At 40.2% G+C, this 22,605-nt stretch carries 16 protein-coding genes and 1 pseudogene; 2 read left to right on the top strand and 15 right to left on the bottom strand.

Going from position 1 to position 22,605, the window contains the following annotated elements; translation table 11 throughout:
• Window positions 1-6: 6 nt before the first annotated feature.
• The 13 genes from DBR11_RS17900 to DBR11_RS17840 all read right to left on the bottom strand — a co-directional run bounded on the left by DBR11_RS17900 (window position 7) and on the right by DBR11_RS17840 (window position 19,630).
• Window positions 7-2,346 (bottom strand): Gldg family protein, encoded by a 2,340-nt coding sequence (locus DBR11_RS17900; protein ID WP_108554009.1) that lies wholly within the window; start codon window positions 2,344-2,346, stop codon window positions 7-9.
• 51 nt (window positions 2,347-2,397) lie between these two features.
• Window positions 2,398-3,324, bottom strand: coding sequence for an ABC transporter ATP-binding protein (locus tag DBR11_RS17895; RefSeq protein ID WP_108554008.1), 927 nt, complete (start codon window positions 3,322-3,324; stop codon window positions 2,398-2,400).
• Window positions 3,325-3,326: 2 nt separating this feature from the next.
• Window positions 3,327-4,448 carry a TlpA disulfide reductase family protein gene (locus DBR11_RS17890; RefSeq protein ID WP_108554007.1) on the bottom strand — a complete coding sequence of 374 codons (1,122 nt, stop codon included), beginning with the start codon at window positions 4,446-4,448 and terminating at the stop codon, window positions 3,327-3,329.
• Window positions 4,449-4,673: 225 nt separating this feature from the next.
• On the bottom strand, window positions 4,674-5,651 hold the full coding sequence (locus DBR11_RS17885; protein WP_108554006.1) for a TlpA disulfide reductase family protein: 978 nt from the start codon (window positions 5,649-5,651) through the stop codon (window positions 4,674-4,676).
• Between the two features lie 3 nt (window positions 5,652-5,654).
• Entirely contained in the window at window positions 5,655-6,485 is an 831-nt protein-coding gene (locus DBR11_RS17880; RefSeq protein ID WP_146186577.1) for a hypothetical protein, read from the bottom strand.
• 10 nt (window positions 6,486-6,495) lie between these two features.
• Window positions 6,496-7,926 (bottom strand): RagB/SusD family nutrient uptake outer membrane protein, encoded by a 1,431-nt coding sequence (locus DBR11_RS17875; protein WP_108554004.1) that lies wholly within the window; start codon window positions 7,924-7,926, stop codon window positions 6,496-6,498.
• An 8-nt stretch (window positions 7,927-7,934) separates the two neighbouring features.
• Window positions 7,935-11,486 carry a SusC/RagA family TonB-linked outer membrane protein gene (locus DBR11_RS17870; protein ID WP_108554003.1) on the bottom strand — a complete coding sequence of 1,184 codons (3,552 nt, stop codon included), beginning with the start codon at window positions 11,484-11,486 and terminating at the stop codon, window positions 7,935-7,937.
• 81 nt (window positions 11,487-11,567) lie between these two features.
• Window positions 11,568-13,532, bottom strand: coding sequence for a M1 family metallopeptidase (locus DBR11_RS17865; RefSeq protein WP_146186576.1), 1,965 nt, complete (start codon window positions 13,530-13,532; stop codon window positions 11,568-11,570).
• A gap of 121 nt (window positions 13,533-13,653) precedes the next feature.
• A complete protein-coding gene (locus DBR11_RS17860) occupies window positions 13,654-14,814 on the bottom strand; it encodes a FecR family protein (protein WP_108554001.1) in 1,161 nt (386 codons plus the stop codon).
• A 7-nt stretch (window positions 14,815-14,821) separates the two neighbouring features.
• Complete coding sequence (locus DBR11_RS17855) at window positions 14,822-15,370, bottom strand: sigma-70 family RNA polymerase sigma factor (protein WP_108554000.1); 549 nt, start codon at window positions 15,368-15,370, stop codon at window positions 14,822-14,824.
• 12 nt (window positions 15,371-15,382) lie between these two features.
• On the bottom strand, window positions 15,383-17,461 hold the full coding sequence (locus tag DBR11_RS17850) for a carboxy terminal-processing peptidase (RefSeq protein WP_108553999.1): 2,079 nt from the start codon (window positions 17,459-17,461) through the stop codon (window positions 15,383-15,385).
• Between the two features lie 151 nt (window positions 17,462-17,612).
• A complete protein-coding gene (locus tag DBR11_RS17845) occupies window positions 17,613-18,305 on the bottom strand; it encodes a DUF4386 domain-containing protein (RefSeq protein ID WP_108553998.1) in 693 nt (230 codons plus the stop codon).
• An 80-nt stretch (window positions 18,306-18,385) separates the two neighbouring features.
• On the bottom strand, window positions 18,386-19,630 hold the full coding sequence (locus tag DBR11_RS17840) for an FAD-dependent oxidoreductase (protein WP_108553997.1): 1,245 nt from the start codon (window positions 19,628-19,630) through the stop codon (window positions 18,386-18,388).
• 249 nt (window positions 19,631-19,879) lie between these two features.
• Between DBR11_RS17840 and DBR11_RS17835 the strand changes: the two genes are divergently transcribed.
• Window positions 19,880-20,773: an AraC family transcriptional regulator gene (locus tag DBR11_RS17835; RefSeq protein ID WP_158275321.1), complete on the top strand. Its 894-nt coding sequence runs from the start codon at window positions 19,880-19,882 to the stop codon at window positions 20,771-20,773.
• A 79-nt stretch (window positions 20,774-20,852) separates the two neighbouring features.
• Window positions 20,853-21,476, top strand: coding sequence for a YdeI family protein (locus DBR11_RS17830; RefSeq protein WP_108553995.1), 624 nt, complete (start codon window positions 20,853-20,855; stop codon window positions 21,474-21,476).
• 255 nt (window positions 21,477-21,731) lie between these two features.
• Here the strand turns inward: DBR11_RS17830 and DBR11_RS17825 are convergent, their stop codons facing one another.
• Together DBR11_RS17825 and DBR11_RS17820 are read right to left on the bottom strand one after the other, a co-directional pair.
• The gene (locus DBR11_RS17825; protein ID WP_108553994.1) at window positions 21,732-21,986 is read right to left on the bottom strand and encodes a hypothetical protein; all 255 of its coding nucleotides are present in this window, start codon (window positions 21,984-21,986) and stop codon (window positions 21,732-21,734) included.
• A gap of 20 nt (window positions 21,987-22,006) precedes the next feature.
• Window positions 22,007-22,354, bottom strand: a pseudogene (locus DBR11_RS17820) (OmpA family protein); the annotation flags it as partial.
• Window positions 22,355-22,605 lie beyond the last annotated feature (251 nt).

Here is a 22,605-nt window from a genome sequence, read left to right as displayed (position 1 = left end):
TCAAGGTTATTTACGTTTACGGCGAAGCAATAGAATGGCACCCACGCAAGCTATTACGCATGGAAGAATCCAGACAAACACAATTTTAATCATTCCTGCTGTCCTTAGAGAAATCGTCAACAGTACGTCCGTAGCCATTTTAGGAACAATATAAACGGGCAGACGATTGTGATCTAACCAGCTAAAAAGAGCTACTGAAAATAAACCTCCACCTCTTCTCAGTTTGGACATAAAATCTGCATCCCCGGATACCGCAACCCGCTGTTCTTTTTGTTTGATCTCCCTTGTCAGGCTCAATAGCGTCGAATAGCTTTTTTGTTTCGTATCTCCTCCAGAAGGATTATATACCGGAGGAACAGAATCAACCACAACCTTACCGATTTTATTAAAGGCATTACGGGAAGGATTCGTTTTCAGGATAGCTTGAGCTTTAAATCCGGTACCAGAATTGACCACCGCAACTTCAGAAACACCAGGCATAAGGATATCCAGCTCAGGCATTTTCTTACCCCGTGCCACGTCTGCTCTTTGCATTATAAATTGATCTGACAGGCCTAACCCCTCCTTTGTCAATTGCGGTTTCACCATCTCAGGTGTTTCATTAGCCGTTAATTCGATCAGGGTTCCAGCATTCAGTTGCAGACCCAGCCCTGTAAGCACAGGATTCAGCATGCCTTGTTTTCCAGGTTCACCTAAAATTAAGGCATTACCGCCTTCTTCGATATAACGTTTTATTTTATCTTGTTTTACGGTACTCAGATCGGTTTTAGGATCTGCAATCACCAATGCAGCAATTCCTTTGGGAATCTCCTGTTGATCTAAATTTATACTGTCTGTGTCAAAGCCAAGATTTGTCATTGAAAAACGGTTGGAAATATCGTTCAACTGGTAGTGATATTCGCGCTCACCTGTTTTATACACACTCCTCTCCAGGTTACCGGTGGTAAAAATAAACTTTGGTCTGGTGGGCTGCTGAAGCCGCTTGAAAGCAGCAGAAACGTTCATTTCGTTTGGCCAGAAATCAGGATCATCATAAGTCCGCAGAAAGGTCGACCGTCCTTTGTATTTGAGTTGCATTACTACCCGTAAACCTTCTGGCCGTAAATCAATTTCCTTGCGGATTTGCTTGGGGCTTTCATAATTAGAAAGGTTAACCTTTTTTAATTTAGCTGTCGTTTCTGCAACTTCTTTAATGGTTTTCTTCGGGTACATTTTAAAGAACATGCTATCGTTGTCTGCTATATCGTAGTAATTGACATACTTTAATTTGATCTCCGGTTTAAAACGAACGTATCTTTCCCAAAAGGAAATCTCATAATTTTTCCGGTTCTCAGGCAAGCCGCCCTGATCTAAACCACCGCCCAATAAATTGACATAAAGCGTAACCTCCAGAGGTTCTCCTTTTTCAAAATCTTTGATCACTTTCTGACTATTGGGGTGTATGGTATTGACTTCATTACGGGTAACATCCCAGTAGCCCATAAAGGCGGGTCTGGATGTAATATATCCTATAGCCAGTACCCCAACAAAAACCGACACATATTGCAATGCTTTAGTTAGCCAGGGCTTTGATTCCATTGCACCTTTCACCCGAAATAAAGTGAAAGACAAGAACATACCGATGATTAAAAGATAGTAAATGACATCACCCGAAGTAATGAGACCTGCAATCATTTTATCAGTACGGCCATTGGCGGATAGAAAATAAGTCAAATCCCGTACAAAATCATATTGTTGTCCAATCGTACCAATCACTGTTAGTAAAAAAATGATTAGAAAAGTAGATATTGCCGACACAATCGGATAGGTACTCAGACTACTCATAAAAAGACCAAGTGCGGTATAACAGCATATGAGAAGAAAAAGTGCGAGCATGGAAGAAAAGATCAAACCAGCATCCATGTGAACAATTGAAAACACACTGCTAATTAAAAATATTGCCACGATTCCCAACAACATTAAATTATAAAGTACAATGGCCAGGTATTTCCCTAACACAATATGATAGGGCTTAATTGGTGAAGAATAGAGTAATTTAATGGTACCACTATTGATTTCCCGGTTGATCAGGCTCATGGTCAATAAAGGAACAAAAAGATATAAATTGCTCACTACACTTGAAAACAGTCCGCCTTTTAAGAGGATGATATTGGTAAGCGATGTACCAAATCCCTCAAAGTGCGGATTATCACTTATAGCAATATCCTGATAACCGGCCATTTGAGCCAGCTGATTGGTGTAAAAATAGGCACACTGCAACAAAAAGGCAACTCCAAGGAACCAGGCTACCGGCGAAAAGAAGAGGTTCCTGATTTCATTCAGTGCAATTTTATAGATAAGTTTCATTTAGTTTATTTAATGGTTTAGGTTTATGGTGATATAGGTTATTAATCAACATTAATTCTGTAGGATTTGCGTGGACAGTTGCTTAAACACATCCTCTAATACACCTTTCTCCAGACTAATCTCTTTTAATCTCCATCCATTGTGTACACTACGCTCTACGATACGCTCTTCAACATTCTGTCCGTTATCAAAAAAGATCCGCAGTTTTCGCTCACTCATATATTCTACCCCGGTTATGCCTTTAATCTCACGAAGCTCGGCCTCTGCAGGTGGATTTTCAAGATAGACCAGCAAGCTATTGGGCCGTAGATAATTGTTAAAGGCATCAATCGTATCAGAAAAGACTACGCGACCTGCTTCAATCATAATAATCTCCCGGCACAGCAAGTGAATTTCACTCATGACGTGAGAAGAAAGCAATACGGTTCTCTCTTTACCAATTTCCTGAATGAGTTTTCGCACTTCAATCAATTGATTGGGGTCTAAACCATTAGTTGGCTCGTCCATGATCACCAATTGTGGTTTATGAATAATAGACTGCGCTATTCCTACACGTTGCCTGTACCCTCCCGAAAGATTTTTGATCAGCCTGTTACTGAAATGGCTGATCTGACACTTCTCTTTAACTTCTTCTACAGCAGCATGGATAACTGATGGCTTCATAAGGCGCAGCTCAGCACAATAGTGCAAATATTCATCAACAGTAAGATCAGTATACAAGGGTAAGATTTGCGGAAGAAATCCAATCTCTCTCTTAGCCCGTTCGGGCTCTTTTTGTAAGTCTATTCCGTTGATTTCAACACGTCCCTCGCTTTGTTTCAAGGCACCGCATATAATATTCATTGTGGTCGATTTACCCGCACCATTGGAACCCAGAAGGCCAATGATACCGGTTTGGTTAATCTCCAGGTTAATATCCCGGATAGCCCATGTCAGGGAATATCTATGGGATAAGTTACTTATCTTCAGTATACTCATAGTTAATTAATTACACCATTTAACTTACTGTTCACACCATCTCCATAGAGCCCAACAGCAATCACCTTTCCTTGCGGATCAATTAGAAAATTTGTCGGGATATAGGTAATTCCATAGAGCGTTTGGGCATGCTTGGCCGAGTCATCAACCAACTGTGGCCAGGCCAATTTTTCATCCTCCAATGCCTTACGCCATTTACCCTGGTCCTCATCAACCGATAAACTGAGCAGCGTAAAATTCTTTTGACCAAACTGTTCATGTGCTTTTTTCAGAAATGGCATTTCCTTACGGCAGGGTGCGCACCAACTGGCCCAAAAGTCCAGCAAAACATATCTACCCTTATAATCAGATAGTTTAACAGATTTCCCATTAACGTCTGTAAGTGTAAAATCAGGCGCTTGCTTGTTTAATAAAGCATTTTCTGCTACAGTAGGCATCTTTAGATTCAGCATTAAAGTGGCGAGCCTCGACATCCGGGCTTGCGGCCCAAGTTGCTTAATCAAATCCTGCATCTCATTAAGAGGTATCTTGTTGAATAGAAATCCATTGATCACATATACAGAAACCGGATCATTTGGATATTTTTTCAACCATTCCTTTGCAGCTGTTTTACCTTTCTCTACATAATCTACATATTTTTTCTGAAGATTTTGAGACGCTTCCGTATCGCCAATGTTTTGGGCCTTTAACATTTGTGCTGCTATATCCTGTACCTCGTCCATGCTCATTCCACAGGATTTATCCATATAACTGATCATTTCCTTCCATCTGTCAACAAATTCGCTGCCGCTAAAGCTGGCTTCACTAAAACTTTTGACATCTCCTGAAACGTTCACTTCGCCAGGCCCCATATGCATATAAAAACCAAGGTCTTTATTAAACTCTGAACCGACCTGAACGATATAAAAACTACTGGAATCTGTTTTAGTGGTCAACTCAAATTTGTGGTCTTTAATGAGGGTTGAATCTGTTGCTTTGGTAACAATATCAATCAAATACACCTTCTTCCCTTCAGGAAGCATTGGAAGATTGGCCGATACCTTTAACTTGTTTTGCGCCGATAATATGGAATAGGAGCAAATCATTCCCGCCAAAAGGAATGTAATCTTTAAACTTGGTTTCATTGTTGGTCAATTAGGATTAGTTATGTGGTTGTTATTTATGTTATCAAGGCATCCGAACATTAAAAAAGGGTGAATGTGATCTTCTTTTTTTTTAATATTCCAAATCACAAATAAATCCTGATCTATTTATCGGTTTTTATAGGAGGCTATAAAAACACAAAAGCCCCGGAAAACCGGGGCAATTTGCATTCGCAACTAAAAAACTGTTTTTATTTTCAAGCAGGCTTATTTCTCTAAGATTGACTTGATCCTTTCGTCCATTTCTTCATTCAGGTTTCCAATTACCCTCATCAGGATTTTGCCGTCCTGATCAATAAGTAATTTTGTAGGATAACCGTCAATTCCATAGGCCTTTGTTATGCTTGGTGCTCCGCTTCCCTCGTCTTCCAAAACGTGCACCCAGTTCACATCATCTTTCTTAATTGCCGCAAGCCAGGCCGCTTTATTCTTGGATAAATCTTTATTTTCTTCATGCGCAACAGCAACAATTTCCAGTCCCTTGTCCTTATACTTCTTATACAGTTCTTTCAAATGAGGATGTCCCTGACGGCAAACCGCACACCAACTTCCCCAAAAATCAAGCAGCAACAATTTTCCCTTGTAACCGCTCAGTTTAACCGTCTTTCCAAACTGGTTTTTTCTTTCAAAATCCTTTGCGTATGTCCCGGCAGAAGTTATTTTCAGATGTTCAATCTTTTTTCTGATGACCTCTGCAGCCTGCGTATTTTTCAAACTGGAACTCAGCTGATCATAGGCGGTAGCATAACCATCTGCATCATACATGATACTGTTGTCCATCAACAAGTACAGGCTCACAAAAGAATCAGGATGCGCCCGTACAAACTGCTGTTCCAGTTTCAGCTTCTCCCTTGTAAGCGCTACGCCTTTAGTTCCGATCAGGCCGTAAAAAACCGCACTGTCTTTAACCATATCCAGCTTACCAAGCTCCTGGCTAAATGCAAGCTCTCCGATGTCTTTCCTTAGAATTACATTTAATGCATTGCAATCTTTCAGTACATCTGCTTTACCAATATTATCTTTTGAAAAAAACTGCATCACAGAGCGCACATCAACACTCATATATATCCCACTATCAACAGGACTGATTATTTCTACTGTTTTTCCTTCTTTATTGAACTCTTGCTGCCGGCACACCCCTATAATAGGAGTAGCCAGCATTATACCTAAAACTATTCTTTTCATGATTTATTTGGCTATAGCCTGAAGATCAATTCCGTATTCTTGTTTATAATAGTTGATAATGGTAATATACTTGAACTTATACTTTCCATTTGGGTCATTTTCAGGCAGAAACAAAGTTTGCTCCAGCTCTTCGGCTGTATGAGAAGCAATCAGATCGATATATTGCACAAAATCTGAATAAACAGTTGCAGTATAATCATTCGCATTCACAAAAACCCCATAGTATTGCTTATTGTAATTGCCAACTTCTGAATAATTCGTCGCGGCGATAAAAACAGGTGGTAGAGGAACCTTATTAAAACTGACAGCCTGGTTCCAGAATTCCCGATGCAGGTCTACTTTCAACTGATGTAGTTCATCTTCAGTCATTCCAGCTAAACTACTTCCCGCCCGCCCAAAAGCGAAATGACTTGAAGCACTTACAACATTGACGGGGGGTTCAAGTGTATCCCCATATTGATCTAGTGCTCTAATCCTACTGGATAGGATAATTTTGTAGGGTAGTGCTTTTGTTAAGAAATCCTTATTATAATATTTAAATAAATATTCATCCAGTGCAGTAAGCGCAGGAGTTATATAATTCTCATCACCTTGATCAGCCACGTAAGGAAGCGTATACGAAATATTCCAATTAAAATCCTTGTCACTAAATTTATATAAAATATAACAACCATATTTATGATAGAAATCCACAATCTGGGTATCATAAGGGTGATTGCCTTGTGGCAGATGATATTCTAATGGAATCGTTTCCGGCACTATCGCAGCTTCTTTCTTACAGGCAGCAGCTGCTACCAGAATGAACAACGAGTACAATAATATTTTTAATTTCATGTGGATCAGATTAATGCCCGGTACGTAATTCCGGATTAGGATTAAGTGTTAATTTTGGGTTTCTATCTAATGCAGACCTTGGAATTTGAAGTATATAAGCAGGATCATGATCCTGGAGTACATAGCTTAAAATTTGCCCTCCATTTGGATGGTACACATGGGTAATAGCCGGCATACCATGACGCCGAAGGTCAAACCAACGATGGTTTTCCTCGGCAAAAAGTTCCCTGCGCTTCTCGTCATAACATTTCTGAAGCAAGTCATCAGCGTCCGCACTAACCAGGTCATGATAACTTTCGTGACTAAACCTTTTTTTCCTTAAAGTATTCAGATCATTCAAAGCCAATTGTGCGTTTCCCGTTTGCCCCAGTTTATTCAACTGTGCATAGGCCTCCGCCCTGTTCAACAAAGCTTCTGATACCCTGAAAGCATTTGCCACTTTAACCAGGTAGGAAAACGAAGGCCGTTTAATAGATCTTTTATCTTTAATATAGGTGCTGGATCTTAAATCTCCAGCTTCGTAGCTGGAAAGAAGGTCATCAGAAAGTCTATAGTTATCTCCTTCAGTGCCTGAAGGAAAAAACACATCATTACTACTGCCGTATACCCACAGAGATTCGGGATTCTTAGCGTCCACGATCGGTTTAGCATTTTGATCTGTTCCCCAAGTATTGAGGTCGATGATGTCCGACTTTCGAGTGAGTACATTTGTAGCTGCATCAATCACTTTTTGCCAATTGCCCATCTGTAAGTATACACGGGAAGAGAGCAAATAGCCCGATACATTGTTTAAGCGATAAACATCATTATTCTTACCATTCCTTTCCATGAGTTCAATTCCTTTACCCAAATCATCCTGGATTTGCTTGTAAACTTGTGATACTGTGCTACGGGCTATACCTTCAAGAGACAAGCCGGAATTCAGCATCAATGGAACACCAGGGTCCTGATCAGGATTGGATAATTTATCATTATAGGGTTTTGCATAGAGATTGATCAGTTGAAAATAGTTAAATGCCCGCAAGAGGTATGCCTGTCCGGTAACATTTTCAATTTCTGCGGTGGTGCCTGTTACTTTAGGGGCATAATCAAGTACCAGGTTGCAAGTCAAAATACTTGGGTATAAACCAGTCCATGCCGCTGCACCTGCAGTAAAGCTGGGATTACTTGCAGATTGGGGCTGCCAGGTATAGGCAAAAAACATATTTCCCGGGCCTGTTAGAAAAACATTATGGGTTATATTATCATCCAAAAGACGAAGGGAAAGATCAGCTCCGCCACCATTGTTGGAAATATAACCTGCACCCATTAACAGTTCGTTCAATGCAGAAGCAGATCTGGGAATGATATCCGTCTGCGACTGTTCTTCCAGAAATTTTTTACAGGATGAAACCGAAAAAAAGATGGGAAGAATGAGTAAAATAAATAAATTTCTTTTCATTGTTCTTATTAAAAAGTTACATTTAAACTCAGGCTAAATATTTTACTGATGGGTAAAGCTGTAGTGCCCATCCCGTCAATTTCGGGATCCTGCCCCCTTAGTTTCTTGTCTGCAATTACAAATAGATTCGAAGCCGTTCCGGAAACAGAAATCCTCTTTACATTTATCCGTTTAACCAGTTGATCAGGCAGTCTATAAGAAAAATCAACCCTATTACATCTCAGAAAACTTCCTGAAACCACATTGGCATCAGAATGATTGTACATTTGGTAACGACTCATATTGTCTGAGTTGCTCAAATAGACAAATCCGCCACCGTTAACGCCAGTATTTTTAGGGTAAGATGGTATATCTGTAAAAGCTTCATCGCCTGGTTTACGCCATCGCTGCTCTAAAATCGCAGGTAAATTTTGGTCTGGTAAAGGAATAGATACTCCAAAGGCACTATAAACCGAATTTCTTAACCTTTTGGAGCCAAGTTTGAATGAAAGATTTGTTCCTAAAGAAAAGGCATGATATTCTACAGAAGTACTAAACCCGCCACTGATCTTGGCATTCTTTGATCCTGCTGGTTTCAAATAATCGATAAACGAATCCTTTGATACCGCTCCAGCTCCATCAATCCCATAAAACAGAGGCACACCTGTTTTAGGGTCTAACCCTTTAAACGAAAAAACATAAAATGTATTAACTGGCTGCCCTTCAATAAGAACCGAACCATCCAGATATTCATTAGTTATATTACTGGTTGCATCAATTGTACCCTTTTGTAGCGTATTATAATTCTTTCCTGAAACTATAGACATACGCCAATTGAGGTCCTTGTTATGAATGAGGTTCATTCCAATTGTCATATCGTAACCATAATTTTCAATATTACCCCCATTAATGTACATCATATTCAGTCCATATTCAACGGGAATAAACTTTGAAGTAATGGCGTCCGTTGTTCGTTTGTGATAATAAGCAAAGTCAAAATTCAGAAAGGAATTAAATAATGAACCACCTAATTGTAGATTGATACTTTTAGTTTTTTCCCATCTCAAGTCGGGGTATGGCAAAGATTTGATATTCAACTGAAATTCGTTGGATCCATTCTGTGGTATTGTGCCATCGGGTATAGTTAATATAAGGTCTGGACCAACACTGGAAATAACATTACCCTGAAAGCCATAAGAAGCATTTAAGCGTAAATTGTTAACGAACCTGTTGTTTTGCATCCACTTTTCGGAGCTGATATTCCAAAGACCGGAAACACTCCACACAGGCAGGAAACGTTGATTAGAAAATTGGCCAAAACGGTTGGAAGCATCTGTTCTGATATTTCCATTTAGGATATATTTATTTGCAAAACTATAACTGGCAGTACTATATAAAGATACCGAATTCTCCAGCGTATTCGTTTTCCTTGGACTGAGCAAATTGATACCATTAGGTGATATAGAAAAACCTTCTCCACGGTCATGCATATAGCCTGGAAGCAAATTGTTCAATCCATTATAACGAACAGATATCATCTCTTGTCCTGCCAGTATATCAAGCTGATCGTCATCGGTAAACAGGCTTCGTTTAAATTCGGCCTGGTTACGCAAAGTATAACTATACTGTGATGTGTTCGACTGATATAAAATTCCACCAATCGGCAAATAGGAAGATTGTTCGAGATCGCTTCCAGGGGCTACTGAACCATAATTATATCCCCTTAAGTTAGCAATATAATTACTTAGTTCAGTAGCATATTGTTCGGAGTTTAATACACTCACATTTCCGGACGCTATCGACGTTAGCGTTAGTCCCCGGAGAGCCAGGTAATTAAGACCTAAGGTGGTCGATAGTTTTGTATCCCTGGCCGAATTTCCAGTCTGTTGCATTTCATTAAATATATTAAAATCCAATGGGTTAGCTATTCCATAAGCGTTTTCTTCAGCAACAGGATATGTGAGTGAGGCTGGAATTGCCCGGCTTGTTTTTATTGCATAATCAAGTGGATTTGTACCAAAATAATTAGTAGAAAACCGATGACTTCCACCTACATTAAAATTTAACGAAAGTTTTCGGCTCAATTCTGAGGTTATATTTACAGAAACACTACCCTGCTTCAATCCATCTGGTTTTGTTGTACCTTTATTTTGCTCATAAGAAAATGCAGTATAATAGCTCGTTTTGTCGCTACCACCGGAAAGACTAAGATGCTGACTGGTGTTGAAGGTATTTTGAAATAGCAAGTCAAACCAGTCTGTATTCATACTTTCTAGACCCGCAACATTCTTCTGAAATTGTTCTTCCGTAATCTTTCTGTTCATCAGATCCTGAAAGGCTCCTTCATAACCCATATTAAACGGTACGCTTTGATAGGTATAGCCGTCCTGATACATTTCTCTGGAGAATTGGACACGTTGCTGGGAATTCATCAACTGCATATCGGTATATCGAGGTTTACGTGAAGTACCATAGGTGCTATTATAGTTGATCTCCATCTTACCACTCTTTCCTTTTTTTGTCGTGATCACGATGACTCCATTTGCTGCTCTGGTACCATAGATTGCTGTGGCTGATGCATCTTTTAAAAAAGTTATGCTTTCTATATCATTTTGATTTAAGCCACTGATCGAATTTCCGGCTACACTGGCGTTGGAAAGGATGTTGTCCTTAAGAATGATCTGGTCTCGAGCGCTTGGATCAACACCCAAAGGGTTATCTGGGTTAACGTTGTTGGGATTTTCCCTTATAATTCCATCTACCACAATAATTGGGTTCGCATTTCCAATCAAAGTAGAAGTCCCCCTCATTCGCATAGATGGAACAGCATTCGGGCTACCCGAAGTTTTTACTACATCCAGACCAGGCACCTTTCCCTGTAGCATGGAAATAATATTTGTTGACCCGGGATCTATGATCTCCGATCCTTTTAAAGTATAGGTAGAACTGGAAGACAAACGTTTGCTAATGGTTTGATAACCGGTTACAACAACCTCATCCATATCATTATGATCAGGTACCAACTTAATATCTACCACCTCTCCTAAATGTGGTTTTATTGTTTTCTTCTGGAAACCCACGTATGAAAAAGTAATGGAATTTCCTTCCTCCGTCTCTATAGTAAATTCTCCTTCTTCATTGGTAAATGCGTTATGCGATGTCCCCGAAACACTTACCGTAACCGAAATCAATGGTTTGTCGGTATTATCTAAGACCTGGCCTTTTATGATCCCTGTTTTTTTTTTTACCTCTTCGGATTCATCTTTTGGTCCAATAACCATCACATTGTCCTGCAGTACAAAAGTAAGGTTCGATCCTTTCAGCAAGCGTCTGATCACGAGTTTCAGTTCTTCGTTATTTGCTGTAAAATCCATGCGGGCTGCTTTTTGCACCAGTTCCTGGTTATACACAATCTTAACCGAAGTTTGTTTCATAATAGACTGGATAATGCTCTCCATTGTGCCATTACGTACATTTAGTGTCACTTTCACACTGTTTTTCTGCTGGGCCGAAGCTGGCAGGAGAAAAACCAGCAGAAGTAGAGTACTGTAAATTACAGTACGGATAGTTCTATAATTCATTGGTTTGGTTTAGTTGATGGATAATTTAGTTGTGCAGTTTGGTTAATATTGTTTTTTTCATTGTCTATTGGTTTTTTAGATTTATTTAGTAGTCGGTTGAGTTATAGTGTTGGCTGTTCCATGCCAGGTATTGTTGCTTAGGTCGCGGTCGGGAAGGTTATGATCAGGATCAAGTCTTACTGAAATAACAGCGCTGGTTGAAGGATAATGAAAAGTCCAGTCGCCGCCCTTTTGCCAGATCTCAGCAGGTAAATTTGCCCGGTTCACCTGGCCATTAGATTCCACAATCTCCACTACTGCGGGCATCACCATCTTACCCTTATTAACCAGCTTAATATTCACCCCCTGTTCTGGTAGTCCATTTACATACTGCACGCTTTCCACAGATTGATCTAAGGTCCAGTCGTTCAGAAACCAGCTTTGCCAAAACCAGCTGAGGTTCTCGCCACTTTCCTTCTCCATACACCTGAAGAAATCAGATGGACTGGGGTGTTTAAATTTCCATGCCTGGACGAAAGTCCGGAACGCCGCATCAAAACGTCTGGCTCCCAAAACTTCCGTTCTTAGCAGGTTAAGCGCAACAGCTGGCTTTACGTAAGCAAGCAGGGCGAAATTTTTATAGAGCATCAGTTCGTAAGGTGTTGCTGCACATTGGTTTGGATCAGCTTTTCCAAGCCAGTTAATCGCATCCGGTAGGGTAAAAGCAGTTTCACCCTGAAGTACCTTTCCATTAATATGGTTGATAAAAGAGTTTAATCCCTCAACCATCCAGGCCTGTCTCCCATTGCCGGCAATCATCATATTAAACCAGTTATGCCCCAGTTCGTGGTTAAGCTTAGACCATACTCCATTGGCCATACCATTTGACTGGTATTGAATAAAACTTGTTCCCGGCCCTCCTATTCCAGTAACAGAACCTGCAATATTCACCGCAGTTTTGTAAGGATACGGGCACCATAATCTGGAATAGCTTTCCAGTACTTGCTTCATCGTTTGCGCTGATTTCTGCCAGGCCAGATAATTACTTTCAACAGGGTATAAAGACATGGCCAAAGCAGTTTCTTTATCAGGCAGGTCAACTTTCACCGCATCCCAGATAAAAGACCTGGAAACAGCAAACAATCCATCTCCGGAATGATCCGTACTAAAATGCCAGGTCAGCAGGCCTGGACCTGGTCTTGACGAAGCCATGGTTACTTCTTTAGCTGTGCGTATCTGCACAGTTTGATTACTTCTTTCTGCTTCACGCAAGCGGACTTGCTGTAATTTGGTTAAAACCTGCTCCGGATTTAGAAGTTGTCCGCTACCCTGAACAATACATTCTGCAGGCACTGTAATTTTATAATCTAGTTTTCCAGGTTCTATATAGTATCCGGAATTGGCCGTATTCCAACCCTCTATATCATCATAAACCGCTACCCGGGGAAACCAGGCAGAGAACTGATAGATTGTACCATTTGTAGTTGGTAAAACGCCCATAAAATCAGAGCCGTTTTTGGGTAAAGTAAAATGATAGTCTATCCTTAAAGTAATTTTCTCTTTCGTCTGTAAAGCTTCAGGCAGCATGATCTTAAGCTGATCATTCATCACCTTAGCATCTATTTTATTCCATACCCCTGTCTTTTTATTTTTGACCATCACTTTTTCCAGTACAAAGCCATCGGTAAACTCTTTGATTCCAAAGCGGCTGTCTTCCAATGGGGTTGTTGCGGTACTCCTGGAATCTTTACGAAAACGGTTCTGCCCTAACAACAGCCATACCTCTGGTAAAACATCTGGACTACCATTAAAATAGATTAATTCCTCTGTGGCCCGAAGTTGCCGGGACAAAGTATCAAAACGAGCAGAAATCTTGTAATCTGCTCGGTTCTGCCAATATTGTACCCCTGGTTTTCCCGATGCGGTCCTCACAAGGTTTCCTGCAGGAAAATTGACCTGCTTAAAACTTTCCTGCGGATCGAATACAGATTTCTGCTGTGCATGAGCATACTCGATACACAACAGAAAGCAAACGAGAAGTATAAACTGTCTAAGGAACCTGGTCATACTTATATTTTTGAATGAAGGCAAAAGGTTGGTTGGTTTTATATATAGGCATCGTGCCTATCAAAAAGGGTGAAAACAATTTGAAATTATTTTCACCCTTTTTTAAATAAAGTACAATAACTTAATTTCGTCGTTTTACTTCAATCACATTTCCTTTCACCACAAAATCTACCTCGTTGGTACTCAACCTGATGTTCTTAAGCACTTGTTGAATATCATCTCCTGTTTTAGGCATATCTACCATAAAATGCAAATTCTTAAGTGCTGCATCCTCAAAACTGAAATGAAGGTTATACTCCCTTTCTAAACGGAAGGCAATTTCGGCCAGGCTGCTGTTGTCAAAATAAATTTCGCCATCTTTCCAGGCCGTATATAATTTTAAATCTGCTTCAGTTTTAGATAATGTTCCACCCGCCCTGGTGTAAGAACCCAACTCACCAGGTATCAAAAGAATAGACTGATCTCCCGCTTCCAAACCGACCTTACCCCTTACCAATGCAGTCTGCACCGCCGGGCCAAAAGAATTGATGTTAAATGCGGTACCCAACACCTGTACATTCAACCCTTTTACATGCACAATAAAAGGCCTTTGGGCATTATGGCTTACATCAAAAAAGGCCTCACCCTCTAAAATCACCTCCCTTTTGGAGGCTGGAAAATGACTTGGATAGGTCAATTTCGATCCAGAGTTTACCCATATCGCCGTGCCATCACCCAGCTCCACCTTGGTTTGTTTACCATAAGGTACTTCCAGTACATTCATGCTAACCGAGCCTTCTTTTTCTTTCGTCAAGTCCGTTTCTTTTTTATAAACCAGTGTGCCGCCATTCAAATCGGCGCCCGCAGATTTTAAAACCGGAGCTTCTTTCTGGTCCAGTGCAACCGTTTTTCCATTCTCAAGGGTCAATTTAATACCTGTTATTGTTATAGCAGATGCATTTTTTGAAGGATCTTCCGGCCGCATAGACAGCCACCAAACCGATCCAATCACACAAGCAAGCACAGCTGCTGCTGCCATAAACCAATTGCGTTTACTACGGCCAGTCCTGGGATTGGCTTCCCTGTGTTTCTCTTTATATCTTGCCTCTAACTCTTCCCAGCCAGCTTGCACCGGAAATTTCATTTCTGGGTCTGTTCTATTTAAACTCATATTTGTTTCTTCTGCCAGTAGCAGCACATCGAGCTCCTCCTGATTCAATTCTTCATCGGCTTGCCCATCATCCTGATGGCCGTCAAGGTGCTTTAACAGCTTTTCCCAATTCATTTTTTCTTCCTGATCCATAGCTCTGTTAATATAATCCTATCCATATATAAATTAAAATCACTATCCTGATCAGCGACCTACATTCTCGTCTTAAAAACTCATATGATAATTTGATATGTGTTTTTACGGTATTCACAGAAATATCCAGTTGCGCTGCGATTTCAGTATACTTTAATCCCTCTTTGTTGCTCAGCAAGAAGATATGTCTTCTCTTTTCCGGCATCTGGCCTATAATCTGCCACAATACCAGATCCCGGGCAATTTCATTTTCTTCCCTATCGTCTTCTGCTACACAAGCTAAATTCGCCCCGGTTTGCTTCAGCAAATCATCATTATAATCTACTTTTTTAGACTTCTTTCTATAGCTCAGTGAAGCGTTTCTGACCGCCCTGAAGGCATAACTTTTGAAACTCCCGTGGATATCCAGCGAGGCGATCCTATCCAGACAATACAGAAAGAAATTCTGGACAATATCTTTGGCAGTCTCTTCATCTTCAACTACTTCATAAGCAACCGAACATAAAAAAGAATAATGTTCACGAAACAGGGGTTCTATCTTTGAAAGTTCTGCCATCAGCCTTATCTTTTACATTTTTTGATTCATCACACGCATTATGTCCAAACCTTTGTCAAGGTACAGATCTGTTGAGAGCGTATTTAACCATTTTGTATACCATTCATTTTCAACAGCGCCACTGTTATCCATTGTACCAGTTATTTTTAACTTGCTGTTATCATCCAGCTGAGCAATTCGATCAATTTTTTTGGTATAAGCCAAAAGTTGATCCTGTTGCCGGATAAATTTACCACTGATTAAATCCACCGGATCCAATTGGTGTTGCGCAAGAAGCCTGCTGTTTTCATCTATCGCTTTAAATTGCGCGTCGTTGCCAACCGCTTTGGTAGCTAAATTTAAAATATTATTCCAAATTAATGGCTTATTAAATTCAGAATAATGAGCAGCAGGGATACTGTCCCAACTTAATGCTGTTGAGTTATCTTTCTCTCTAATTTTTAAATAAGCAAGCTTCCCCGGCAATACCACATCTGCTTTTACACCTCTTAGCTGGGTAGATGCCCCATTAACGCGATAAAACTGGAATTGGGTAAGTCGCAGCGATCCAAAACTCAAATCTGGTATTCCCTTTGCCTGATCTCCCATCTTACCCATAGGCAGGGTACCTTGTGCTGTTCCCTTTCCATAACTGGATGGGCTGCCAATAATGATCCCCCGTTTATAATCCTGAATCGCGGCAGAAAATATTTCTGAAGCCGAAGCACTTTGCTCATTGATCATTACTGCAAGAGGTCCATCATATATAGAGGCTTCATTACTTGTATAAATTTTTATCCCGTTTCCGTCTCTGATCTGCACTTTTGGCCCATTTCCCAGAAAATAACCACTCATCTTCACCACTTCGTCTAAAGAACCTCCACCGTTATTTCTCAAGTCTACAATAACCCCATTCACATGCTGTGCTTTCAATTTCAACAGCTCCCTACCCACGTCATCTGCACAATGGAATCCTGCAGGATTGGCTGCATCTGCATAAAATTCCTGTAAATAAATATAACCGATTTTCAGCCCATTCTTCTCAATAACAGCACTTCTGGCCCTTCCTTCTTCATCTTTAATTTCGGCCCGCTTTAAAGAGACCGTTTTCTCCTGACCACTACTTTTCAGTAAGTCTAAAGATACTTCAGTATCTTTATCTCCCCTGATCAGGTCGGCCACTTCAGTAATCGGGATTCCGGCTATATCAACCATTACGCCTTTGGTATCACTAATACGTAAAATACGGTCATTAATATCTACCAGACCACTTTTAATGGCAACGCCACCCGGTTTGAGCGATTTAACGAAGACATCTCCCTCCTTATCCTGTAACTCCAGTCCAATGCCAAAAAAACGCTTCGCCATATCATTGTTTACACTTCTTGCTTTAACAGGTGCAAAATAAGACGTATGAGGGTCTACCTCCATAGTAATGGTATTTACATATTGGCTAAACCGCTCATTTACAGCAGACGAACCAGTCAGGTTTTTAAAAACATTCCCCAACCATTTATCCACCTTTAAGCGTGCTTGCTTTTCCAGTGCAGGGTTATTGACTTTATTACTGTCCAGATCTATCATTTTTTTCAGCACAAAATATTTAGCCCTTTTTTGCCATACACTTTCCAGCGCAGCTTTGCTTGTGGAGTAGTCCAGTAAACTTCCATTCATCTGAACCGTCTCATTTTTATTAAAATTCATAGGCCGGTCCAGAATCTTCTTATAACCTGCCTGAGCTTCCAGGAGTCTCTTATGAAAAATTTGATAAGCTGCAGCAAAGAAATCGATACTTCCTTCATGAAGTTCATCATCAATGTTTAGCTCATATTTTTTTAGATCCTGAAAATCGCTCTGCAGCAATACATCCTTATTTGGATCTAAACCCTCCAGATATTTCTTCCATATGGCTCTTGAAAAATCATCATCAATTGCCTTGGGCCTTACATGGTCTTTTTCAAGCTTTTTAACCACAGCCTTTATCGTCATCTTTTGAATGGCTGTAATATTTGTATCTATAGCTTGCGCCAGAGCAGCCTGCTCCGCCCCAGAAAAAAGAAGGGCAGCAAGCGCCAGCATCCGTATTGAATTGGAGTGGTTCTTTAGTTTCATAAAGAGGTTTAAGGTTTATCAATAATCCTTAAGGCAATCGGAATTAAAAAAAGGGTGAAAGAAAAGTAAAATTATTTTTCTTTCACCCTTATAGTAGATGTTCGTCTCGATACCTTGTTAATTAGGCTTCCCAACTAAACTCCTGCGATCCTTATTTGTTTATTTTCTCATTTGCTCCAACAAATAACAACCACAAACAAGTTCCGATCTCTCCAATACTTGCCGGCAAACTTATATATGAAGAAATCACAAGTTTGGAATAGCCAACAATTAATGTACTTCCAAAGAAATCTATTAAATAACCAAAACAACCCAACATCAATAACACACCTAAAATTTTGGGAAGAAAGTTCGATTTAAACACCAAATAACCGAATGGAAATAACCAAAGTCCCGAAAAAACATGCACTAACCGCATTCCATTGTCATATTGGCCTATAGACAATAATACCTGCGACTGTATTTGCCCGGAAGAAAATAATTTCAGGTAATCTGTGTCCTTAATTAATGAAAGAACTGTAAATTCATTTTGAACATTTATAAAAAACATTGGCACACTTATGATTGCTAACAAGACCATTAGTTTTGCCATATCTTCATGAACTTGCCTTAGTAATTTATACAAAACAAGAGGTAGAAAGAGGAAGAAGATATAGCAGAGCAATCCGCTTACAATTCCAGATCTGAATAATAATTCGGAAGCAGCAATGTTTTCAAAAGTTAATGCCGCATTACCATAAACAATAAGTTTGTCTGGGACATACATTAAACTAAAGATCCCTGTAATTACCACTCCCAGGTAAAGAAGTCCTGCAATTCTTGCGGTTTTATTACTTTTTGTCATTGAACTGGGTTTAATCAATGAGACGAGAAATGTCCTCGTTTGTTACAAACGAACTCTACCCCACTCCTCATCGGTCTGAACTAAAGCTTAGCTAAATATTGATGCACCTGCGTTACAGCCATAGCACCCTCACCTACCGCTGACGCTACCCTTTTGACCGAATTAAACCGAACATCGCCAGCAGCAAAAGAACCGGGAACACTAGTTTCCAGATGATAAGGAGGTCTGTCTAAGTTCCAGCAGTCTCTATATTTATCCAAACCAATCACATCGTTACCAGTATACAGATAACCATTTCTATCTCTGCAAATTGCTGTTTCCGAAGCCCAATCGGTATTGGGTTTACCTCCAATACAAATAAATAATTTAGAAGTTTCTCGCCAGTTTTCCGAACCGTCCTGACTATTTACGATTTTAATCTTTTGTAAATAATCGTCGCCGTCAAGTTCGGTTACCTGCGAATTATAGAGCACCAAAATATTGCCGATACTGCCGATTCTTTGGACCAGATATTCAGAAAGTGTATCAGAAAGATTTCCTTTTCTGATAACCATAAAAACACGTTTGGCAAAACCCGAAAAATAAACAGCAGCTTGTCCCGCAGAATTCCCCCCTCCAATAATATAAATATCCCTGTCCTGGCAGAAAAAGGCTTCACTGGCACCTGCTCCATAATAGATACCTTTATGAAAAAACCTATTCTCATCTAAAAGATTAAGCCTCGCATATTCTACTCCGGTAGCACAAATATTGCTTTTAGCTACCAGTTTTTCTCCGGATGCAAAATCAACATGAATCCGGTTATCACTAAATGATCCCTTTATTCCTTCTTTCAGCAACAGAATCTCTACACCAAACTTCAGTGCTTGCTGTCTTGCCCGTTCTGCCAGTTCAGCCCCAGAAATTCCTTGGGGAAATCCCATATAGTTTTCGATAAGTGAACTGGTTCCTGCTTGCCCGCCAATTGCTTCCCGCTCTACAAGAATAGTCTTCAATCCCTCCGATGCAGCGTAAACTGCAGCGCTCAAGCCAGCTGGCCCCGCTCCATAAATAGAAAGATCATACTCTTTATATTTAGGTTTTGTAATCCACCCCAGGTTGCAGGCAATTTGTTCAAGCGATGGGTTCACAATAACTTTTCCATCAGGAAACTCTATCACAGGGTGTTTGTAAGGATTATTAAAAGAAGTGATTCCCTGACCCCATCCCAGGTTATCATGACTGATATCTACCCAATCAAAATCCACCACACTACGTTTTAAAAAGTCCCTAATCGGATAGATTTCAGGTGAATTTGGTACTCCATACAATTTCAGTTTATTCATAACTATCTCTTATTTTCATGTCACCTAAAAACCACACTAAATTAATCAATTAAACATCAATTCATTAACCTGTTCTTAACCAAACGTAATCCAAGTGTATTTGTATAGAAATTAAAATTTTGTGGTGCAATAGCGGTAATGTGGTGTATCTAAGTCCAGTAAGTCATATACTGAACGGAGATCACCGGACTGAAATAATGCTTAAAAAAGCTATTTTAGGCCAATCGTTTTGCACAGATTATGGAGAAAATGAAACCAGTACTTCCCTTTTACACGGATATCAATGATTTTCTGGCCTCAATTCCCTGGCCTTGCAGAACAGACAATCCTGATTTTTACTGTTTGAGGTTAATGCCGCTGGATGAGCCACAGACTTCGGTCTACCGGCGGCCGTTTAAACGTTCCTTTTATTTTTTTGCACTGCTGTTCAACTCCGGAAAGGTGAATGTCAGTTATGGTGAAGAGATCGTAGAAGATCCGGATTCCTACCTGGTGTTCCATTCGCCCAACCTGGTCTATAGTTTCGCGCATAATAATGAGCTAGAGGGCTATATTATCTATTTTAAACCTGAGGCTTTTTCTTTTTTCAAGCCAGGGTTCCACGAGCAATTTACACTGTTTGACCGACTCCGTACCCATCTGTTCAGGTTCAATCATGCCACCTTTATTCAACTGGCACCACATTTTGAGGCCGTTTTTTCTGCTTATGAACAGTCGGACAGAGACGCGCATCTGGAAGCGCGACTGAAGCTACTGGGGCTGCTCTGCCATCTGGAGGGATTTGCACTGGAAAGGAATCAAAAGGCGCTTCCCGCTGGCAGACAGCAGCTATTGATGCGGAATTTCATCCAGTTGATTGAAAGCAACTATATCCATAAGCGCAGTGTCAAAGAGTATGCAGATCTGCTTTCCGTTACAGCCAATTACCTTTCTCAGTCTGTAAAACAGATTTCCGGGCGCAATGCGTTGAGTTTTATTACCGAACGGGTCATTAGTGAAGCTAAATCACTTATACGTTATACCGATATGGAGATCTCCTGGATCGCCTACCAGCTGGATTTTTCTGACCCGACAAATTTTGGAAAGTTCTTTAAAAAAAATGTAGGGGTTTCACCTTCTGCCTTCCGCAGACAGCACAAGTAATTAAATTGACCTGTAAATCCAAGATTTTAACCGATCTTTTTTGTCCAAATCTGCTTTTATTTGCATTAAACGTTTAGATATGAATAATACAAAGTACGATCCAGCCATAGATACCTATATTGCTAAAGCAGAAGAATTTGCCAGACCCATCCTTGAACATTGGCGCACGCTCGTCCATCAAAATTGCCCGAATGTGGAAGAGGCTATAAAATGGGGCATTCCACATTTTGATTATAAGGCAGACCATATGTGTGTGATGGCAGCGCATAAGGCCCACTGCTCTTTTACCTTCTTAAAAGGCCAGCTGATGACCGATCCGCGATTAAAAGCAGCTAAAGACCTTAAGCCTGTTAAACGACTGCTGGGCAAAATTACGCAGTTTAACGAACTGCTTCCTGATCAGGAATTTATTGCCATGATCAAAGAAGCAGTACAGCTAAATGAAAAGGGTGTAAAGGTCCAAAAGGAAAAAACTGCAGATGAAAAGCCGAAGGTATTGGAAACGCCAGACTATTTTCAGGATGAGTTGGAAGGGAATCCAAAGGCAAAAGAGGTTTTTGAAAGCAAGTCAAATTCTTTCCGCAAGGAATACATCATCTGGATCAGCAACGCCAAAACGGATGCTACCCGGCAAAAAAGGATAGCCGAGGCTCTGCAATGGATTTCAGAAGGCAAGGGCCGGTTTTGGAAGCACCAGAAATAAAAGACCTGTGGCAGTCCCAAGGGTACGATAAGAATATTTCAACACTCTAAAAAGTATACCTCACCCCAATCTGCATTTGCCATCTGCTCGCAAAATAATCAATAGAATAAGGTTTATCAGAATCGGCAAAACGATACACTGGATAATTGCCCCCGAACCCGCATGGCCGTGCTTCGGCGAAATATACCCATTTCCTATTACCGGGTCAACTCAATCTACCCAATTGTCCTTGGCTCGAAACTACTTTAGTGTAATCTACATCTCAGAGAGGGCCACATTATCACCGGCACCTGCAAGGTATTGGTACGTTTTATCCATTTCCAGATGAGCCCTCAGTCTTTCTTCCCCAATCGTATCCAACAGTTCAGTGATGCCATAATAGTCAATCGCGACAATGATATCTACAAGGGCAAGCAAACGATAAGTTTCTGTTTCAGAAACATTAGATTCATACATTTTTGAGGCCAGATCAACCAGTTCTGGATCGGTATTTATTAACTTATTTTTCATTGTGATTAGGCTATCTTTGTTTATTGTTTAACTATTTTAAACTCTGTTCTTCTGTTCAACTGATGAGCTGACTCTGAACACTGCACTCCGTTAAAGCAGTGATTTAACAACTTGCTTTCGCCATAACCTTTTGCAGTGATTCTGTTTTTCCCGATTCCACGATCTATAATATATTGAACCGCTGAATTTGCCCTCCGCTGAGACAACCATTGATTATATTGATCATTGCCTCTACTATCCGTATGCGATCCAAGTTCAATCCAGATCGTTGGGTTGTCTTTCATAATCTTGACAAGTTTATCCAGTTCAACCGCTGCATCTGGCCGGATATTCGATTTATCAAAATCATAGTAAATATTCTCCAATTGTTGGTTCTACATACTACGCTTAGCGCAAATTCGTTTTTAAATAATAAACCAATGTTTTTTTTTTGATGAGCCTGGCCATTATTTGTAGACAGCAGAGATCGTAATTTTATCTTCATATAGGGATTGTAGTGATGTTAATTTTAGATAGTGATGATCAAATCTGATCATCACTATCTAAAATTAACATCACTACAATCAAGTAAGAGAGCCAGACATTAATTATAACAACATCATGTTATGCTATCTATTGT

The sequence above is a fragment of the Pedobacter sp. HMWF019 genome (genome assembly GCF_003061025.1).
Lineage (GTDB): Bacteria > Bacteroidota > Bacteroidia > Sphingobacteriales > Sphingobacteriaceae > Pedobacter.
This window is presented reverse-complemented; position numbering and strand designations above follow the sequence as displayed.

What these genes read in the sequence shown, in the direction of transcription:
- DBR11_RS17885 (WP_108554006.1), bottom strand. Translation starts at nt 5,651, where the DNA reads ATGAAAAGAATAGTTTTAGGTATAATGCTGGCTACTCCTATTATAGGG.
- DBR11_RS17840 (WP_108553997.1), bottom strand. Translation starts at nt 19,630, where the DNA reads ATGAATAAACTGAAATTGTATGGAGTACCAAATTCACCTGAAATCTAT.
- DBR11_RS17860 (WP_108554001.1), bottom strand. Translation starts at nt 14,814, where the DNA reads ATGGATCAGGAAGAAAAAATGAATTGGGAAAAGCTGTTAAAGCACCTT.
- DBR11_RS17850 (WP_108553999.1), bottom strand. Translation starts at nt 17,461, where the DNA reads ATGAAACTAAAGAACCACTCCAATTCAATACGGATGCTGGCGCTTGCT.
- DBR11_RS17870 (WP_108554003.1), bottom strand. Translation starts at nt 11,486, where the DNA reads ATGAATTATAGAACTATCCGTACTGTAATTTACAGTACTCTACTTCTG.
- DBR11_RS17865 (WP_146186576.1), bottom strand. Translation starts at nt 13,532, where the DNA reads ATGACCAGGTTCCTTAGACAGTTTATACTTCTCGTTTGCTTTCTGTTG.
- DBR11_RS17855 (WP_108554000.1), bottom strand. Translation starts at nt 15,370, where the DNA reads ATGGCAGAACTTTCAAAGATAGAACCCCTGTTTCGTGAACATTATTCT.
- DBR11_RS17875 (WP_108554004.1), bottom strand. Translation starts at nt 7,926, where the DNA reads ATGAAAAGAAATTTATTTATTTTACTCATTCTTCCCATCTTTTTTTCG.
- DBR11_RS17830 (WP_108553995.1), top strand. Translation starts at nt 20,853, where the DNA reads ATGAATAATACAAAGTACGATCCAGCCATAGATACCTATATTGCTAAA.
- DBR11_RS17880 (WP_146186577.1), bottom strand. Translation starts at nt 6,485, where the DNA reads ATGAAATTAAAAATATTATTGTACTCGTTGTTCATTCTGGTAGCAGCT.
- DBR11_RS17825 (WP_108553994.1), bottom strand. Translation starts at nt 21,986, where the DNA reads ATGAAAAATAAGTTAATAAATACCGATCCAGAACTGGTTGATCTGGCC.
- DBR11_RS17890 (WP_108554007.1), bottom strand. Translation starts at nt 4,448, where the DNA reads ATGAAACCAAGTTTAAAGATTACATTCCTTTTGGCGGGAATGATTTGC.
- DBR11_RS17845 (WP_108553998.1), bottom strand. Translation starts at nt 18,305, where the DNA reads ATGACAAAAAGTAATAAAACCGCAAGAATTGCAGGACTTCTTTACCTG.
- DBR11_RS17900 (WP_108554009.1), bottom strand. Translation starts at nt 2,346, where the DNA reads ATGAAACTTATCTATAAAATTGCACTGAATGAAATCAGGAACCTCTTC.
- DBR11_RS17895 (WP_108554008.1), bottom strand. Translation starts at nt 3,324, where the DNA reads ATGAGTATACTGAAGATAAGTAACTTATCCCATAGATATTCCCTGACA.
- DBR11_RS17835 (WP_158275321.1), top strand. Translation starts at nt 19,880, where the DNA reads ATGAAACCAGTACTTCCCTTTTACACGGATATCAATGATTTTCTGGCC.